The organism is Ochrobactrum sp. SFR4, assembly GCF_019730395.1.
Classification (GTDB): domain Bacteria; phylum Pseudomonadota; class Alphaproteobacteria; order Rhizobiales; family Rhizobiaceae; genus Pseudochrobactrum.
In genome coordinates, this window is sequence record NZ_JAAPBB010000012.1 from 35990 (window position 1) to 52421 (window position 16432).

Annotated in this window: 12 protein-coding genes; 1 reads left to right on the plus strand and 11 read right to left on the minus strand. The window is 51.0% G+C overall.

All coding sequences use genetic code 11. The features are described 5' to 3' along the window. Nucleotides 1-16: 16 nt before the first annotated feature. The 3 genes from fusA to rpsL all read right to left on the minus strand — a co-directional run bounded on the left by fusA (nt 17) and on the right by rpsL (nt 3043). Nucleotides 17-2101, minus strand: coding sequence for an elongation factor G (fusA, locus tag HBA93_RS14000; RefSeq protein ID WP_121994027.1), 2085 nt, complete (start codon nt 2099-2101; stop codon nt 17-19). A 30-nt stretch (nt 2102-2131) separates the two neighbouring features. After that, nucleotides 2132-2602 carry a 30S ribosomal protein S7 gene (rpsG, locus tag HBA93_RS14005; RefSeq protein ID WP_121994028.1) on the minus strand — a complete coding sequence of 157 codons (471 nt, stop codon included), beginning with the start codon at nt 2600-2602 and terminating at the stop codon, nt 2132-2134. Nucleotides 2603-2671: 69 nt separating this feature from the next. Continuing rightward, nucleotides 2672-3043, minus strand: a complete 372-nt coding sequence (gene rpsL, locus HBA93_RS14010; protein ID WP_022709963.1) for a 30S ribosomal protein S12 — start codon at nt 3041-3043, stop codon at nt 2672-2674. Between the two features lie 502 nt (nt 3044-3545). Between rpsL and HBA93_RS14015 the strand changes: the two genes are divergently transcribed. Further along, on the plus strand, nt 3546-3854 hold the full coding sequence (locus tag HBA93_RS14015; RefSeq protein WP_022709964.1) for a hypothetical protein: 309 nt from the start codon (nt 3546-3548) through the stop codon (nt 3852-3854). Between the two features lie 216 nt (nt 3855-4070). On the opposite strand, the gene rpoC is transcribed toward HBA93_RS14015, so the two are convergent. The 8 genes from rpoC to secE all read right to left on the minus strand — a co-directional run bounded on the left by rpoC (nt 4071) and on the right by secE (nt 16358). Next, entirely contained in the window at nt 4071-8273 is a 4203-nt protein-coding gene (gene rpoC, locus HBA93_RS14020; protein WP_121994029.1) for a DNA-directed RNA polymerase subunit beta', read from the minus strand. Between the two features lie 245 nt (nt 8274-8518). Beyond that, complete coding sequence (gene rpoB, locus HBA93_RS14025) at nt 8519-12655, minus strand: DNA-directed RNA polymerase subunit beta (RefSeq protein ID WP_121994030.1); 4137 nt, start codon at nt 12653-12655, stop codon at nt 8519-8521. Nucleotides 12656-12953: 298 nt separating this feature from the next. Next, on the minus strand, nt 12954-13325 hold the full coding sequence (gene rplL, locus HBA93_RS14030; protein WP_121994031.1) for a 50S ribosomal protein L7/L12: 372 nt from the start codon (nt 13323-13325) through the stop codon (nt 12954-12956). A 51-nt stretch (nt 13326-13376) separates the two neighbouring features. Beyond that, nucleotides 13377-13895: a 50S ribosomal protein L10 gene (rplJ, locus tag HBA93_RS14035; protein WP_022709968.1), complete on the minus strand. Its 519-nt coding sequence runs from the start codon at nt 13893-13895 to the stop codon at nt 13377-13379. Between the two features lie 374 nt (nt 13896-14269). Further along, nucleotides 14270-14968: a 50S ribosomal protein L1 gene (rplA, locus tag HBA93_RS14040; protein WP_116087607.1), complete on the minus strand. Its 699-nt coding sequence runs from the start codon at nt 14966-14968 to the stop codon at nt 14270-14272. 4 nt (nt 14969-14972) lie between these two features. Beyond that, nucleotides 14973-15401 (minus strand): 50S ribosomal protein L11, encoded by a 429-nt coding sequence (gene rplK, locus HBA93_RS14045; protein ID WP_022709970.1) that lies wholly within the window; start codon nt 15399-15401, stop codon nt 14973-14975. A gap of 175 nt (nt 15402-15576) precedes the next feature. Next, nucleotides 15577-16107, minus strand: coding sequence for a transcription termination/antitermination protein NusG (gene nusG / locus HBA93_RS14050; RefSeq protein WP_116087609.1), 531 nt, complete (start codon nt 16105-16107; stop codon nt 15577-15579). A 50-nt stretch (nt 16108-16157) separates the two neighbouring features. Continuing rightward, a complete protein-coding gene (gene secE, locus HBA93_RS14055; protein ID WP_022709972.1) occupies nt 16158-16358 on the minus strand; it encodes a preprotein translocase subunit SecE in 201 nt (66 codons plus the stop codon). Between the last annotated feature and the right edge of the window lie 74 nt (nt 16359-16432).

The following is a 16432-nucleotide window of genomic DNA, read 5'->3' on the forward strand; positions in this document are numbered from 1 at the left end:
GCGTAAGCCAAAAGGCTTACGCGAACTTCTTCTGAATTTCTGCGGCGACCGCAGCCGGAACCGGCTCATAATGGTCGAACTGCATGGTGTACTGGGCACGACCCTGAGACATCGAACGCAGGTTGTTCACATAACCAAACATGCTGGCCAGTGGAACATTTGCATTGACGACGGTGGCAATACCACGGGCTTCGGTACCGGAAATCTGACCGCGACGGGAATTCAGATCACCAATAACGTCACCAACGTAATCCTCAGGTGTCACGACTTCGACCTTCATGATCGGTTCGAGCAACTGAGCGCCGGCTTTCTGTGCACCTTCGCGGAATGCTGCACGGGCAGCGATTTCGAAGGCCAGAACAGACGAGTCAACATCGTGGTATGCACCATCGATAAGGGTCGCCTTAACACCGAGCATAGGGAAGCCAGCCAGAGGACCTGCACCCATAACGCTTTCGATACCCTTCTGAACGCCCGGGATGTATTCCTTAGGAACAGCACCACCAACGATCTTGGATTCGAAGATGAAGTCATCGCCCTCATGCGGCTCAAATACGATCTTAACACGAGCAAACTGACCGGAACCACCGGACTGTTTCTTATGTGTATAGTCGATTTCAGCCTTACGGGTGATGCTTTCACGATAGGCAACCTGCGGCTGACCAACGTTAGCTTCAACCTTGAACTCACGACGCATACGGTCAACCAGAATGTCGAGGTGAAGTTCACCCATACCGGCAATAATGGTCTGACCGGATTCTTCGTCCGACTTAACGCGGAATGAAGGATCTTCAGCAGCCAGACGGTTCAGGGCGATACCCATCTTTTCCTGGTCAGCTTTAGTCTTTGGTTCAATCGCGATTTCGATAACCGGCTCAGGGAATTCCATACGTTCCAGAATAACAGGCTTCAGCGGGTCGCAGAGCGTGTCACCGGTTGTAGTTTCTTTAAGGCCAGCCAGAGCAACGATATCGCCGGCAAATGCTTCTTCGATATCTTCACGGGAGTTCGAGTGCATCTGCAGCATACGGCCGATGCGCTCACGCTTGCCCTTAACGGTATTTTCAAGGGAAATACCCTTGGTCATTTTACCGGAATAAATACGGGCAAAAGTCAGAGAGCCAACGAACGGATCGTTCATGATCTTGAATGCAAGCATCGAAAGCGGTGCTTCATCCGAAGATTCACGAGTTGTTTCTGTCTCGGTCTTAACATCAATGCCCTTAATCGCAGGAACATCAACAGGAGACGGCAAGTAAGCAACAACAGCATCCAGCAGAGGCTGAATACCACGGTTTTTAAATGCAGTACCGCACAGAACAGGATGGAACTGAACAGCGATCGTACCCTTACGGATCAGAGCGCGCAGCTCATCATTGGTTGGCAATGTGCCTTCCAGATAAGCTTCCATTGCAGCTTCATCGATTTCAACAGCAGCTTCGATCAGCTTTTCACGATATTCTTCAGCTTTAGCCTGAAGATCAGCAGGAATTTCTTTTTCCTCTGCTGCCGCACCGATGGAACCATCCCAGACATATGCCTTCATCTCAATGAGATCGATAACACCCTGGAATTCGTTTTCGGCGCCGATTGGCAGCTGAACACAAAGAGCCTGCGCACCGAGGCGCGATGCAACCATTTCTACGCAACGGTAGAAATCAGCACCGATCTTGTCCATTTTATTGACAAAGACCATACGCGGTACATGGTACTTTTCAGCCTGACGCCATACGGTTTCAGTCTGCGGCTCTACACCGGCGTTAGCATCGAGAAGCGCAATCGCACCGTCGAGAACACGCAGGGAACGCTCAACTTCAATCGTGAAGTCAACGTGTCCCGGAGTATCGATGATGTTGAAGCGACGCTTTTTGCCATCCTGACCCTGCCAGAATGTGGTAGTCGCAGCAGAGGTAATGGTAATACCACGTTCCTGCTCCTGCTCCATCCAATCCATTGTGGAGGCGCCGTCGTGTGTTTCACCGATTTTATGGTTCTTACCTGTGTAGAACAGGATACGTTCAGTCATCGTCGTCTTACCGGCGTCGATGTGAGCCATAATACCGAAATTACGGTAGTCTTCGATTTTATATTCGCGGGCCATAATATTTGCTCTTTGAATAGAGTTCGACGATTACCAGCGGTAATGCGAGAATGCGCGGTTAGCTTCAGCCATACGGTGCGTATCTTCACGCTTCTTAACAGCCGAACCACGGTTGTTTGCAGCATCAAGCAATTCGCCGGACAGACGATCAATCATCGTTGTTTCGTTGCGGTTGCGAGCAGCATTGATCAGCCAGCGGATTGCCAGCGCCTGACGACGCTCAGGGCGAACATCAACAGGAACCTGATAAGTCGCACCACCTACACGGCGGGAGCGCACTTCCACATGCGGCGCAACATTGTCGAGCGCCTGATGGAACATCACCAGACCATCCTGTTTAGCCTTGGCTTCAACAGAATCCAGAGCACCGTAAACGATGGACTCTGCAACAGATTTCTTACCATGAAGCATGATTGCATTCATGAATTTGGTCACAACCAGATCGCCAAACTTTGGATCCGGATTGATTTCACGCTTTTCAGCACTGTGACGACGGGACATATTTGTCTCTTTAATTACATCGGGCTCAACTCACCTGAGGATCAGATGGCCGGTATCCCCGGAAAATTATTATTTAGGACGCTTAGCACCATACAGCGAACGACGCTGTTTACGGTTTTTAACACCCTGGGTATCGAGCACACCACGGATGATGTGGTAACGCACACCCGGCAAATCCTTGACGCGGCCGCCGCGGATCATAACTACCGAGTGTTCCTGAAGGTTGTGACCTTCACCCGGAATATAACCAATGACTTCAAAGCCGTTGGTCAGACGAATCTTTGCTACTTTACGCAGCGCCGAGTTCGGCTTCTTCGGGGTCGTTGTATAAACGCGGGTACATACACCGCGCTTCTGTGGGTTTGCCTGCAGAGCAGGAACCTTATTACGCTTAACCTGCGCCTGGCGAGGTTTGCGGATCAGCTGGTTTACGGTAGGCATTGAACCTTCCTCTACTAAATAAACTCGTATCTTTTGCCCAAATGGGCCGTTTCACCGTTATGCATATGCACAAAATCGGACATTGTGCCAACGCTAGCGCTGGCATGCCCGAACAAAAGCAGAGGAAGTCACCTTCATGCGAACGGCAATTTGCATTTTAGATCGTAAAACGAACCCTGTTTGAGACAAACTCCAGAGTGTGTCACTCCGGAACAGCCAGCCTCACATCGGCTCAGATGGTGTGCTGATACGCTTAAAGGTGCGTTTCGTCAAGACCGGCAGCGGAGTTTTCTGATTTATGACAGACAAATCGGAATTTCAGCCCTTAAAAGCGGGTAATTTTGTCTGAAAATGCATCACTTGTTATGCAAATCACATAAAATACCGGCAGAATCCTTATCCGGCTGTCCTTTTGGATCATTATCTTTTATGCAGACAGTCTGATTCAGCCGTTTCAGGCCCTGATACAGGGCGAGTTTAACCGGAAATTAAGGAATGCCCCGTGTCAGACACAAATCCCGATTCGAATGAAGTGTTTCTCATTATTGCAGATGCATGGAAAGACGGCGAGAGCGATCCCGTCAATGTCCACATCCTGTTGAAATCGGAACCGGAAGAGGATGTCATTCAGGCAACTTTGGAAATCCTTGCCAATGAAGGTTTTGCTGAAGCCGAAATTACCGAAATCGGCACATTGACCGAACAGCCGGAAGAAGAACCATATCTGAGCGGTTATAATACCGCCCTCTCCGGTCAGGTTGCGATGATCGAATTTGATGGCTCCCATGAAGATGATGAAGACGAAGAATAATCGTCCCTCACCTTATTTATGATAAAGCGCCGCTTCATGCGGCGCTTTTTTTATGAACAGTTTTCCTGCCCGCTAAAGCATGTCTGGCTCAAATGGATTCATTTTGCGTTCACGAACATACGGCAACCAAAAGAGTCTAAAGTTCCGTTAAACGCGACACGCTCTAACAAAAAGGCCACCCGAAGGTGGCCTTTTTTCATTTCTTATAATGTCGGATTATTCCGCTGCATTATTGGTCATATCGACCAGCATTGCATTTGCAGCATCCGCACCGGAAGTTTTGCGGCGCTCATCGATAATCAGATCATCGCGGGCTGTCGCAATACGACGGATCTGGCTCATCATACCGCCGGTACCGGCAGGGATCAGACGACCAACAATCACGTTTTCCTTCAGACCCTGCAGCGTATCCATCTTACCGGCAACTGCTGCTTCGGTCAGAACGCGGGTTGTTTCCTGGAAGGAAGCAGCCGAGATGAAGGAAGGTGTCTGCAACGATGCCTTCGTAATACCGAGCAGAACCGGCAGACCTTCAGCAGGTTTCTTGCCGTCTTCAACCAGACGATCATTGATTTCGTCAAGTTCAATACGGTCAACATGATCACCCGGAATATAGGTGCTGTCACCGGATTCCGTGATCTCAACCTTCTGCAGCATCTGACGAACGATCACTTCAATATGCTTATCGTTGATCGTCACGCCCTGCAGACGGTAGACTTCCTGAATTTCGTTCACGAGGTAAGAAGCAAGTGCTTCCACGCCCTTGATCGCCAGAATGTCATGCGGTGCAGGATTACCGTCGAGAATATAGTCACCCTTTTCGATCGCATCGCCATCCTGAAGATGGAAAGGCTTGCCTTTAGGGATCAGATATTCAACCGGCTCCAGATTATGGTCATTCGGTTCAATAATGATGCGGCGCTTGTTCTTGTAATCGCGGCCGAAACGGATTGTACCATCAACTTCAGCGATGATCGCATGATCCTTCGGACGACGAGCTTCGAACAGTTCAGCCACGCGTGGCAGACCACCGGTAATATCCTTGGTCTTCGCGCTTTCCATAGGCAGACGGGCAATCACGTCACCGACGCGAACCGTTGCACCTGGCTCAACCGAGAGAATGGTCTCAACGGAGAGCTGGAAGCGGGCTTCACCACCCTTCGACAGTTTCGCAACTTTGCCGTTCTTGTCTTTAACAACGAGAGCAGGCTTCAGATCCGAACCGCGCGGGGTCGAACGCCAGTCAATAACAACGCGCTTGGTGATACCGGTGGATTCATCGGTGTTTTCAGCAACCGACAGACCGTCAACCATATCTTCGAACTCAATCACACCTTCAACTTCGGTGATGATCGGACGGGTATACGGGTCCCACTCGGCCAGACGCTGACCGCGCTTCACTGCATCACCGTCATCGACGAACAGGCGCGAACCATAGGTTACACGATGACTTGCACGTTCCTTGCCGGACGCATCCATGATGAGAACGGCCATGTTACGGCCCATAACCACCAGATGACCGTCGGAATTGCGAACCACATTGCGGTTACGCAGTGCAACAGTACCTTCATAGGAAGCTTCCAGATAGGAGCTGTCCACAACCTGCGCTGTACCACCAAGGTGGAACGTACGCATGGTCAGCTGAGTACCAGGCTCACCGATCGACTGCGCAGCGATAACACCGACAGCTTCACCTTTGTTCACCGGAGTACCGCGTGCAAGGTCACGACCATAGCACTTGCCGCACACGCCGGAGCGGGTGAGACAGGTCAGAGCCGAACGAATACGAACGGTCTGGATACCGGCTTTTTCGATCACTTCCACATGACGCTCTTCGATCATGTCGCCGGAAGCAACAATCAGCTCACCCGTAGCCGGATGATTGATGTCGTCCAGAGCAACACGGCCCAGAATACGCATACCGAGCGAAGCAACGATCTGACCCGCATCAACGATCGGGTTCATTGTCAGACCAACGGTTGCACCGCAATCCGGTTCAGAAATGATCGCATCCTGCGCAACGTCAACGAGACGGCGTGTCAGATAACCGGAGTTAGCGGTTTTCAGAGCCGTATCGGCCAGACCCTTACGGGCACCGTGTGTCGAGTTGAAGTACTCGTTCACGGTCAGACCTTCTTTAAAGTTCGAGATAATCGGTGTTTCGATAATCTCGCCCGAAGGCTTGGCCATCAGACCGCGCATACCGCCGAGCTGACGCATCTGTGAAGGCGAACCACGGGCACCGGAGTGCGACATCATATAGATGGAGTTCATCTGCTTCTGACGACCGGTTTCCGGATCGAATTCAACAGCCTTAATGCGGGCCATCATTTCGTCGGCGATCTTGTCAGTCGCTTTACCCCAGGCATCAACAACCTTGTTGTACTTTTCGCCCTGAGTAATCAGACCGTCATTGTACTGCTGTTCATATTCCTTGGCCAATGCTTCTGTATCGGCAACGATCTTCGCCTTGGCATCAGGAATGACCATGTCATCCTTACCGAAGGAAATACCGGCACGGCAGGCATGGGCAAAACCGAGCTGCATGACGCGGTCACAGAAGATCACTGTCTCTTTCTGACCGCAATGACGGTAAACCAGATCGATCATCTTGGAGATGTTCTTCTTGGTCATTTCCTGATTGCAGATATCAAAAGGAACATTGACGTTCTTTGGCAGCAATTCACCGAGGATCAGACGACCAGGCGTTGTATCAAAGAGTTTCGATACAGGTTTGCCTTCGGCGTCAACAGACTTGAAGCGGCCTTTGATCTTGGTGTGCAGCGTAACGGTCTTGGTTTCCAGCGCATGCTGCAATTCGCCCATATCAGCGAAGACCATGCCCTGACCAGGTTCGTTTTCAGCAACGATCGACAGGTAATAGAGGCCGAGAACCATATCCTGCGACGGCACGATGATCGGAAGACCGTTTGCCGGATGCAGAATGTTGTTGGTCGACATCATCAGAACGCGTGCTTCAAGCTGCGCTTCAAGCGACAGCGGCACGTGAACAGCCATCTGGTCACCGTCGAAGTCCGCGTTAAACGCAGTACAAACGAGCGGATGCAGCTGGATTGCCTTACCTTCAATCAGCGTTGGTTCGAAAGCCTGAATACCAAGACGGTGCAGCGTCGGCGCGCGGTTAAGCAGAACCGGATGCTCGCGAATAACCTCATCAAGGATATCCCAAACCTCTGGGCGTTCTTTTTCAACCAGTTTCTTCGCCTGTTTAACAGTCGAAGAGAAACCCTTAGCGTCAAGACGTGCGTAGATAAACGGCTTGAACAGTTCCAGAGCCATTTTCTTCGGCAGACCGCACTGGTGCAGTTTCAGCTCAGGACCGGTCACGATAACCGAACGACCGGAATAGTCGACGCGTTTACCGAGAAGGTTCTGACGGAAACGACCCTGTTTACCTTTCAGCATATCCGAAAGCGACTTCAGCGGACGCTTGTTCGCACCGGTAATGGTACGACCGCGACGGCCGTTATCGAACAGAGCATCCACAGCTTCCTGCAGCATGCGCTTTTCGTTACGGATAATGATGCCAGGTGCACGAAGCTCCATCAGGCGCTTCAGACGGTTGTTACGGTTGATCACACGACGGTAAAGGTCGTTCAGATCGGAAGTCGCAAAGCGGCCGCCATCCAGCGGCACCAGAGGGCGCAGATCCGGCGGGATCACCGGAACGATCTTCATGATCATCCACTCAGGACGGTTGCCGGATTCCATGAAGTTCTCAACGATTTTGAGACGCTTCATCAGCTTCTTGGTCTTCAGTTCCGAAGTGGTTTCGGCCAGATCAGTGCGCAGCTGCACAGCAATCTTTTCGAGTTCCATTGTCGCCAGAAGATCATAAATCGCTTCCGCACCGATCAGTGCTGTGAACTGGTCTTCACCGAATTCATCAACAGCGATCATATATTCTTCTTCTGAAAGCAGCTGATGCTCTTTCAGGGAAGTCAGACCTGGTTCTGTGACGATGTAGTTTTCGAAATACAGAACGCGTTCGATATCCTTCAGCGTCATATCAAGCAATGTACCGATACGCGAAGGAAGCGACTTCAGGAACCAGATATGGGCAACAGGAGCAGCCAGTTCGATATGGCCCATGCGCTCACGACGCACGCGTGACAGCGTTACTTCAACGCCGCACTTCTCACAGATAATGCCCTTGTATTTCATGCGCTTGTACTTACCGCACAGGCACTCATAGTCCTTGATCGGGCCGAAGATACGGGCACAGAACAGACCATCGCGTTCAGGTTTGAACGTACGGTAGTTGATCGTTTCTGGCTTTTTGATCTCGCCGTATGACCAGGACAGAATCTTCTCAGGGCTGGCAATCGAAATCCGGATGGAATCGAATGTCTGCACCGGAGCCTGAGGATTGAAAAGATTCATGACCTCTTGGTTCATGCCGTTCTCCTTAGGGCATCATGCTTCACAAAAGTTGGCCTACTTCGCGACAGCATCATGCGTTTGAATCTATATGCAGAGCAATATCCGGCACAGGCTTTAGCGCCCTGATACTCTCTGACGGGCAATTGCCCTAATCTGCGCAACGGCCAGACACAGCGCCTGAAACCGTCATTCTTTCAAAACATACTGCCGAATAATGGCAATAATGGCGTGGCGCGGAAAACCGCGTCACGCCTTTGTTTTTACTCTGCTGCGTCAGGCAGCTCTGTCGGCGCTACAAGGTCGCGTGTGTCGTCGAGTTCGACATTCAGACCAAGCGAACGCATTTCCTTCACGAGAACGTTAAAGCTCTCCGGAATACCCGCTTCGAATGTATCGTCACCACGTACAATCGCTTCATAAACCTTGGTACGGCCTGCCACGTCATCAGACTTGATGGTGAGCATTTCCTGCAGCGTGTAAGCTGCACCATAGGCTTCAAGCGCCCAGACTTCCATTTCACCGAAGCGCTGACCACCGAACTGCGCCTTACCACCCAGCGGCTGCTGTGTGACGAGCGAGTAAGGTCCGATCGAACGGGCGTGGATCTTATCATCAACCAGGTGGTGCAGTTTGAGCATATAAATATAGCCCATTGTCACCTGACGATCAAAAGGTTCGCCTGTACGGCCGTCATAGAGCGTCGACTGACCGGAAGTTGCCAGACCTGCATCTGCAAGCATCGCATTGATGTCTGCTTCAACAGCACCGTCAAAGACCGGCGTTGCAATCGACACACCGCGCTTCACCTGATCTGCAAGCATGAGGACACTGTCGTCATCATAAGAGCGAACCGGTTCGTTACGGTCGTTGTCCGGATAGATATGTTCCAGAGTGTCACGCAGCGGCTGGATATTTGCGGTCTCTTTATAGACCTCGATCAGTTGCCCGATCTTCTTACCCATACCGGCACATGCCCAGCCCAGATGTGTTTCCAGAATCTGGCCCACATTCATACGGGACGGCACACCCAGAGGGTTAAGCACGATGTCCGCATGGGTACCATCTTCAAGGAACGGCATATCTTCTACTGGCAGAATGCGGGAAACCACACCCTTGTTACCGTGACGGCCGGCCATCTTGTCGCCTGGCTGGATCTTGCGCTTAACAGCAACAAAGACCTTAACCATCTTCATGACGCCCGGAGCCATTTCGTCGCCGCGCTGAACCTTTTCGACTTTATCCATGAAGCGTGTTTCAAGCAGCTTCTTGGATGCGTCATACTGGTTGCGCAGAGCTTCAAGTTCGCTCTGGCTCTTTTCGTCTTCAACGGCAAACTGCCACCACTGGGAACGCGGATATTCAGTCAGAATATCGCGGTTAACCGCAACGCCCTTCTTGAAGCCCTTAGGACCAGCAGCAGTAATCTTACCTTCCAGCATATCTGCCAGACGACCATAGGTGTTACGGTCAAGGATAGACTGTTCGTCGTCGCGGTCTTTTGCCAGACGTTCGATTTCTTCACGCTCAATCGCCATTGCGCGTTCATCTTTTTCAACGCCGTGGCGGTTGAAAACACGAACTTCCACAACAGTACCGTATGTTCCCGGAGGCATACGCATTGAGGTGTCACGGACGTCAGAAGCCTTTTCGCCAAAGATAGCGCGCAGAAGCTTTTCTTCCGGCGTCATCGGGCTTTCACCCTTTGGTGTGATCTTACCGACGAGAATATCGCCAGGATGAACTTCGGCACCGATGTAGACAATACCGGCTTCGTCGAGGTTCTTCAGTGCTTCTTCCGATACGTTCGGAATATCACGTGTGATTTCCTCAGGTCCGAGCTTGGTATCACGGGCAGCAACTTCGAATTCTTCGATATGGATCGAAGTGAACACGTCATCCGAAACAATCTTTTCAGAAAGCAGGATGGAGTCTTCGTAGTTGTAACCGTTCCAAGGCATGAACGCGACGAGCACGTTACGGCCAAGCGCCAGATCACCCAGATCGGTTGACGGACCATCAGCAATGATGTCGCCCTTCCCTACACGATCACCAACGCGCACAAGCGGACGCTGATTGATGCAGGTGCTCTGGTTGGAGCGCTGGAACTTCATCAGACGATAAATGTCAACACCGGACTTCGAAGGATCGAGGTCTTCGGTTGCACGGATAACGATACGTGTCGCATCCACCTGATCAACAATACCGCCGCGACGTGCACCAATAGCTGCACCGGAGTCACGGGCAACAATCGGCTCCATACCGGTACCGACAAACGGCGCTTCCGCACGTACCAGAGGCACGGCCTGACGCTGCATGTTCGAGCCCATCAGAGCGCGGTTGGCGTCGTCGTTTTCCAGGAACGGAATAAGCGCGGCAGCAACAGAAACCAGCTGCTTCGGCGAAACGTCCATCAGATCCACGTTTTCACGCGGCGCCATCAGAACTTCACCGGAGTGACGGGAAATTACGAATTCTTCAACGAATTCGCCATTTTCACCGATTTCAGCATTGGCCTGAGCAACATAGTGCTTGGCTTCTTCCATAGCGGAAAGATAAACGACTTCATTGGTGATCTTGCCGTCAATAATTTTACGGTAAGGGCTTTCAATGAAACCATATTTGTTGACGCGCGCAAAAGTTGCGAGCGAGTTGATCAGACCGATATTCGGACCTTCCGGTGTTTCAATCGGGCAGATACGGCCGTAATGGGTCGGATGAACGTCGCGGACTTCAAAGCCTGCGCGTTCACGGGTCAGACCGCCAGGTCCGAGAGCCGACAGACGACGCTTATGGGTAATTTCAGACAGCGGGTTGGTCTGATCCATAAACTGTGACAGCTGCGAGGAGCCGAAGAATTCGCGAACAGCGGCAGCAGCCGGCTTCGCATTGATCAGATCCTGCGGCATGACTGTATCGATTTCGATCGAGGACATACGTTCCTTGATCGCACGTTCCATACGCAGCAGACCAACGCGGTACTGATTTTCCATCAGCTCGCCAACGGAACGCACACGACGGTTGCCGAGATTGTCGATATCGTCGATTTCACCCTTACCGTCACGCAGCTCAACGAGCGTTTTGATAACAGCCAGAATGTCATCTTTGCGCAGAACACGAACAGTGTCCGCTGCATCGAGGTCAAGACGCATATTCATCTTAACACGACCAACAGCCGACAGATCGTAACGCTCTGAATCAAACAGCAGCGATTCAAACATCGCTTCTGCGGAATCCATTGTCGGAGGCTCACCCGGACGCATCACGCGATAGATGTCGAACAGCGCATCCTGACGGGACTGATTCTTGTCAGCAGCCAGCGTATTGCGGATGTAAGCACCCACATTCACATGGTCGATATCAAGAATATTGATCTCGTTGCCGCCGGTTTCGAGCAGAATCTTCAGAGTCTTTTCGTCAATTTCATCACCGGCTTCGAGATAAATCTCACCGGTAGCATAGTTGACGATATCCTCTGCCAGATATGAACCGAGCAGATCATCATCCGTCGCGCGGATAGCCTTAACGCCCTTCTCCGCGATCTGCTTGGCAGCACGCGCAGTCAGCTTGCGACCGCTTTCAGCAACAACTTCGCCGGTATCAGCATCAAGCATATCGCCGATGATTTTCATACCTTTGAAGCGATCAGCCGAATACGGAATACGCCAGTTTTCGCCGTCACGTGTATAAGAGACAGCGTTATAGAAGGTCGAAAGAATTTCTTCGCCGTCCATACCCAGCGCCATCAGCAGCGATGTGGTAGGGATTTTACGACGACGGTCGATACGTGCGTAAACGATATCCTTGGCGTCGAATTCGATATCGAGCCAGGAACCGCGATACGGGATCACGCGCGCAGCGAACAAAAGCTTACCCGAAGAATGGGTCTTACCTTTATCATGGTCAAAGAATACACCAGGCGAACGGTGCATCTGCGAAACGATAACACGCTCCGTACCATTGACGATAAAGGTACCATTGTCGGTCATGAGCGGCATATCGCCCATGTAGACATCCTGTTCTTTGATGTCTTTAATGGACTTTGCGCCTGTATCTTCGTCAATATCAAAAACGATAAGACGCAGTGTCACTTTCAGCGGTGCTGAATAGGTCAGATCACGCTGGCGGCACTCATCCACATCGAACTTTGGCGCGTCGAATTCGTACTTGACGAATTCGAGCATAGAGGCCCCGGAAAAATCCGAGATCGGAAACACCGACTTAAAAACAGCCTGCAAACCTTCGTCAGGACGTCCACCCTTAGGTTCATCGACCATAAGGAACTGGTCATAGGATGCCTTCTGAACCTCAATGAGGTTCGGCATCTGGGCGACTTCTGGAATCTTGCCGAAAAATTTGCGTACGCGCTTACGACCGTTAAAAGAGTGGGTCTGAGCCATCGTCGCTCCTCGTTCTGTGCCTTACGGCGTTCTGAGCCCGTGGGAATACCAGGGCCTGTTGCTTGCCGTCTTACGACGGTCCTATGAACGGGTCAAAACCCGTTTCCTGACAGCTGCTCTTCTGTCAGGAAAAGGGTTTGTAACCGTTTGAACTATAAAATCTGCCACGTATCATGAAAGACATATACAGTTCATTATGCTATCCATTTTTGTTTGTCACCTAAAATCAGATGCTTACAAAAAACGTCCGCTCATAAGCGGAAAACGGCGGGCTGTTAAGCCCGCCGGATCACTCAAATTACTTGAGTTCAACCTTAGCGCCAGCTGCTTCGAGCTGAGCTTTGATTTTTTCAGCTTCGTCTTTCGACGCGCCTTCTTTAACAGCCTTAGGAGCACCTTCTACGAGGTCCTTAGCTTCTTTCAGGCCCAGACCGGTGATCGCGCGAACTTCTTTGATCACGTTGATCTTGTTTGCGCCGCCATCAGCGAGGACAACGTCAAATTCGGTCTTTTCTTCAGCGGCTGGTGCAGCAGCACCGGCAGCAGCAGCAACTGCTACAGGAGCAGCAGCAGATACGCCCCACTTTTCTTCAAGAAGCTTGGACAGTTCTGCAGCTTCCAGAACGGTCAGTGCGGACAGGTCTTCAACGATCTTTGCGAGATCAGCCATTTGTATATTCCTTTGATTAAGGTTTGAACTGTTATAACAGCGAGAACGGCCTTACGCCGCCTCGTTCTTCCGGGCATGTGCGCCGATAACGCGAGCAATTTGACCTGCTGGCGCGCTTGTGAGCACAGCGAGACGGGTGGCTGGTGTCTGAACCATACCAACCAGCTTGGCGCGCAGTTCGTCGAGCGACGGCAGGGAAGCAAGAGCTTTCACGCCTTCTGCATCGAGAGTAGTCGCACCCATAGAACCACCAAGAATGACAAGCTTGTCATTGGTCTTAGCGAATTCTACCGCTACTTTCGGAGCTGCAATCGGATCGATTGCATAAGCAATTACAGTCTGTCCGGTGAACAGATTTGCAATGCCTTCGGACTCCGTGCCCTGAAGAGCGATTTTGGCAAGACGGTTCTTCGCGACTTTAACGGCGCCGCCTGCTGCACGGACTTTTTCGCGAAGATCGCTCATCTGTGCAACTGTGAGACCGCTATAGTGGGCCACGACGACCGAACCGGACTCTTTGAAAGTGCCGTTCAGCCAAGTGACAAATTCGCGCTTTTCCGCTTTTTCCACTGTCTCTCTCCAGTTGATAAGAATACACAGGAGTATTCTTACCGGGTTGCCTTTGCCGGATAGCGTGTAAGAAGTGCTATCCAACTTACGAGGTTCCTGTCCCCTTCTCCTTCACCGCCCGAGAGCAGATCCGGTCAAGGCAACTACGGTTCAAACCTTAAAACACAGCAAAGCTGCAAAAAATAAGGTCATTCCACGTCTCATGCAGGCTCATAAAATTAAGGCGAACCACCTGCAATCTCGGACAGGATACCGGAGTTTTACTTCCGGTGATCCGGGCCCAGAGGCCCCGGAAACTTGTTTCAATTCGAATGTCGCAATTACTCGGGCAACATTTGAATCAGGCTTTTACAGATTTATTCCGTAAAAGCAAATCAGACGATTTTAACGCTCGAAGGTTCAACCTTGACGCCAACGCCCATGGTCGAAGAAACCGCTACGCGCTTCAGGTATTCACCTTTTGCACCGGCTGGCTTAGCTTTGAGAACTGCATCTGCGAAAGCGCGGATGTTTTCTTCCAGAGCCTTAACTTCGAAAGAAGCCTTACCAATACCTGCATGGATGATACCGGCTTTTTCAACGCGGAATTCAACTGCGCCGCCCTTGGAAGCCTTAACAGCACCGGCAACATCAACAGTCACAGTACCGACTTTAGGGTTTGGCATCATGCCGCGCGGGCCGAGAACCTTACCAAGACGACCAACGAGTGGCATCATGTCAGGAGTAGCAATGCAGCGATCGAAATCGATATTGCCGGCATTGATGGTTTCGAACAGGTCTTCCGCACCAACGATATCCGCACCGGCTTTCTTAGCTTCTTCAGCTTTGTCACCACGGGCAAATACAGCAACACGAACAGTACGGCCTGTACCGTTTGGCAGATTAACAACGCCGCGAACCATCTGGTCAGCATGACGTGGATCTACCCCGAGATTCATCGAAACTTCGATAGTTTCGTCGAATTTCGCAACAGCACGTTCCTTTACGAGACCAAGAGCAGTGCTCAGGTCGTAAAGTTTCATAGGCTCTACGCCTTCACGGATTTTAGCGACACGCTTTGAAATTTTCGCCATCGTATCAGCCTTCCACCTTCAGACCCATCGAACGGGCAGAACCTTCAACCATGCGCATTGCAGCTTCAACGTCAGACGCATTCAGGTCTTTCATTTTGGCTTCAGCAATTTCGCGCACTTTGTCACGGGAAACCGTGCCGGCAGAAATCTTGCCAGGCTCTTTCGAACCGGACTTCAGATTAGCAGCCTTCTTGAGGAAGTAGGTTACAGGAGGAGTCTTCATCACGAATGTGAAGGACTTATCCTGATAATAGGTAATCACGACCGGAACAGGCGAACCTTTTTCCATTTCCTGCGTGGCAGCGTTAAATGCCTTACAGAATTCCATGATGTTAATACCGCGCTGACCCAAAGCCGGACCGATTGGCGGCGATGGATTTGCGGCGCCAGCAGCTACCTGAAGCTTCAGCTGGCCTGCAACTTTTTTAGCCATTACTATCTGCCTTTTTTCTTGCCCCTCAGGGCAATGTTAAATGCCTTTACGGCACTCTATCACCACTGCATATGCAGCGTTGCAGCGGGTGGTCCGGTTAACAGAGCGGCTAAGCCTGCGCCCCTTCCACCCAATTTGTCACCTTGGTGACAACTCAGCCCTTAGGCTGAAATGATCAAAGCTTTTCAACCTGACCAAAATCGAGATCAACAGGTGTTGCGCGACCGAAGATCGACACTTCAACCTTCAGACGCGAACGATCATCATCAACTTCCTGCACGATACCGTTGAAGGAAGCGAAAGGACCGTCCGAAACACGTACAGATTCACCCACCTCAAACGACACAGAAGCGCGTGGACGCTCAACACCTTCTTCCACCTGAGAAAGAATCTGCTGAACTTCACGGTCACTGATCGGAACAGGCTTCGACTCTGTACCAAGGAAGCCGGTTACGCGCGGGGTATTCTTAATCAGATGATAGACATCATCTGTCAGATTGGCACGAACCAGAACGTAGCCCGGAAAGAATTTGCGCTCTGCGTCAACCTTGCGGCCGCGGCGCACTTCCACGATCTTTTCTGTAGGTACCAGAATTTTTTCAAAAAGATGAAACAGACCTTTTTGCTTCGCCTTTTCTTCGATTGCTTCAGCAACCTTTTTTTCGAAATTCGAATATGCGTGTACGATATACCAACGCGCAGTCATTATGCTTCTCCCGTATAGCTCACACCAGCCAAATGCCAACCAAGCCTATATTAACGACCGAGACTCAGAAGCAATTCAACGCCATAAGCCATCAACTGATCCGCAAAAAAGAAAAACAGCGCCGCCAGAAAAGCCATAATAACAACCATGACGGTTGAAATAACAGTTTCACGCCGGGTTGGCCACGTTACTTTAGCCGTCTCAGCACGAACCTGACGGAAAAAGGTAATCGGATTTGTTTTGGACGCCATTTGCCACTCTGCGCTTGAAAAAAATTAATCCCAATTAAAACAAGCCGTTAAGAATGTATTAATCAGAAAGAACT

What these genes read in the sequence shown, in the direction of transcription:
- fusA (WP_121994027.1), bottom strand. Translation starts at nt 2,101, where the DNA reads ATGGCCCGCGAATATAAAATCGAAGACTACCGTAATTTCGGTATTATG.
- rpsG (WP_121994028.1), bottom strand. Translation starts at nt 2,602, where the DNA reads ATGTCCCGTCGTCACAGTGCTGAAAAGCGTGAAATCAATCCGGATCCA.
- rpsL (WP_022709963.1), bottom strand. Translation starts at nt 3,043, where the DNA reads ATGCCTACCGTAAACCAGCTGATCCGCAAACCTCGCCAGGCGCAGGTT.
- rpoC (WP_121994029.1), bottom strand. Translation starts at nt 8,273, where the DNA reads ATGAACCAAGAGGTCATGAATCTTTTCAATCCTCAGGCTCCGGTGCAG.
- rpoB (WP_121994030.1), bottom strand. Translation starts at nt 12,655, where the DNA reads ATGGCTCAGACCCACTCTTTTAACGGTCGTAAGCGCGTACGCAAATTT.
- rplL (WP_121994031.1), bottom strand. Translation starts at nt 13,325, where the DNA reads ATGGCTGATCTCGCAAAGATCGTTGAAGACCTGTCCGCACTGACCGTT.
- rplA (WP_116087607.1), bottom strand. Translation starts at nt 14,968, where the DNA reads ATGGCGAAAATTTCAAAGCGTGTCGCTAAAATCCGTGAAGGCGTAGAG.
- rplK (WP_022709970.1), bottom strand. Translation starts at nt 15,401, where the DNA reads ATGGCTAAAAAAGTTGCAGGCCAGCTGAAGCTTCAGGTAGCTGCTGGC.
- nusG (WP_116087609.1), bottom strand. Translation starts at nt 16,107, where the DNA reads ATGACTGCGCGTTGGTATATCGTACACGCATATTCGAATTTCGAAAAA.
- secE (WP_022709972.1), bottom strand. Translation starts at nt 16,358, where the DNA reads ATGGCGTCCAAAACAAATCCGATTACCTTTTTCCGTCAGGTTCGTGCT.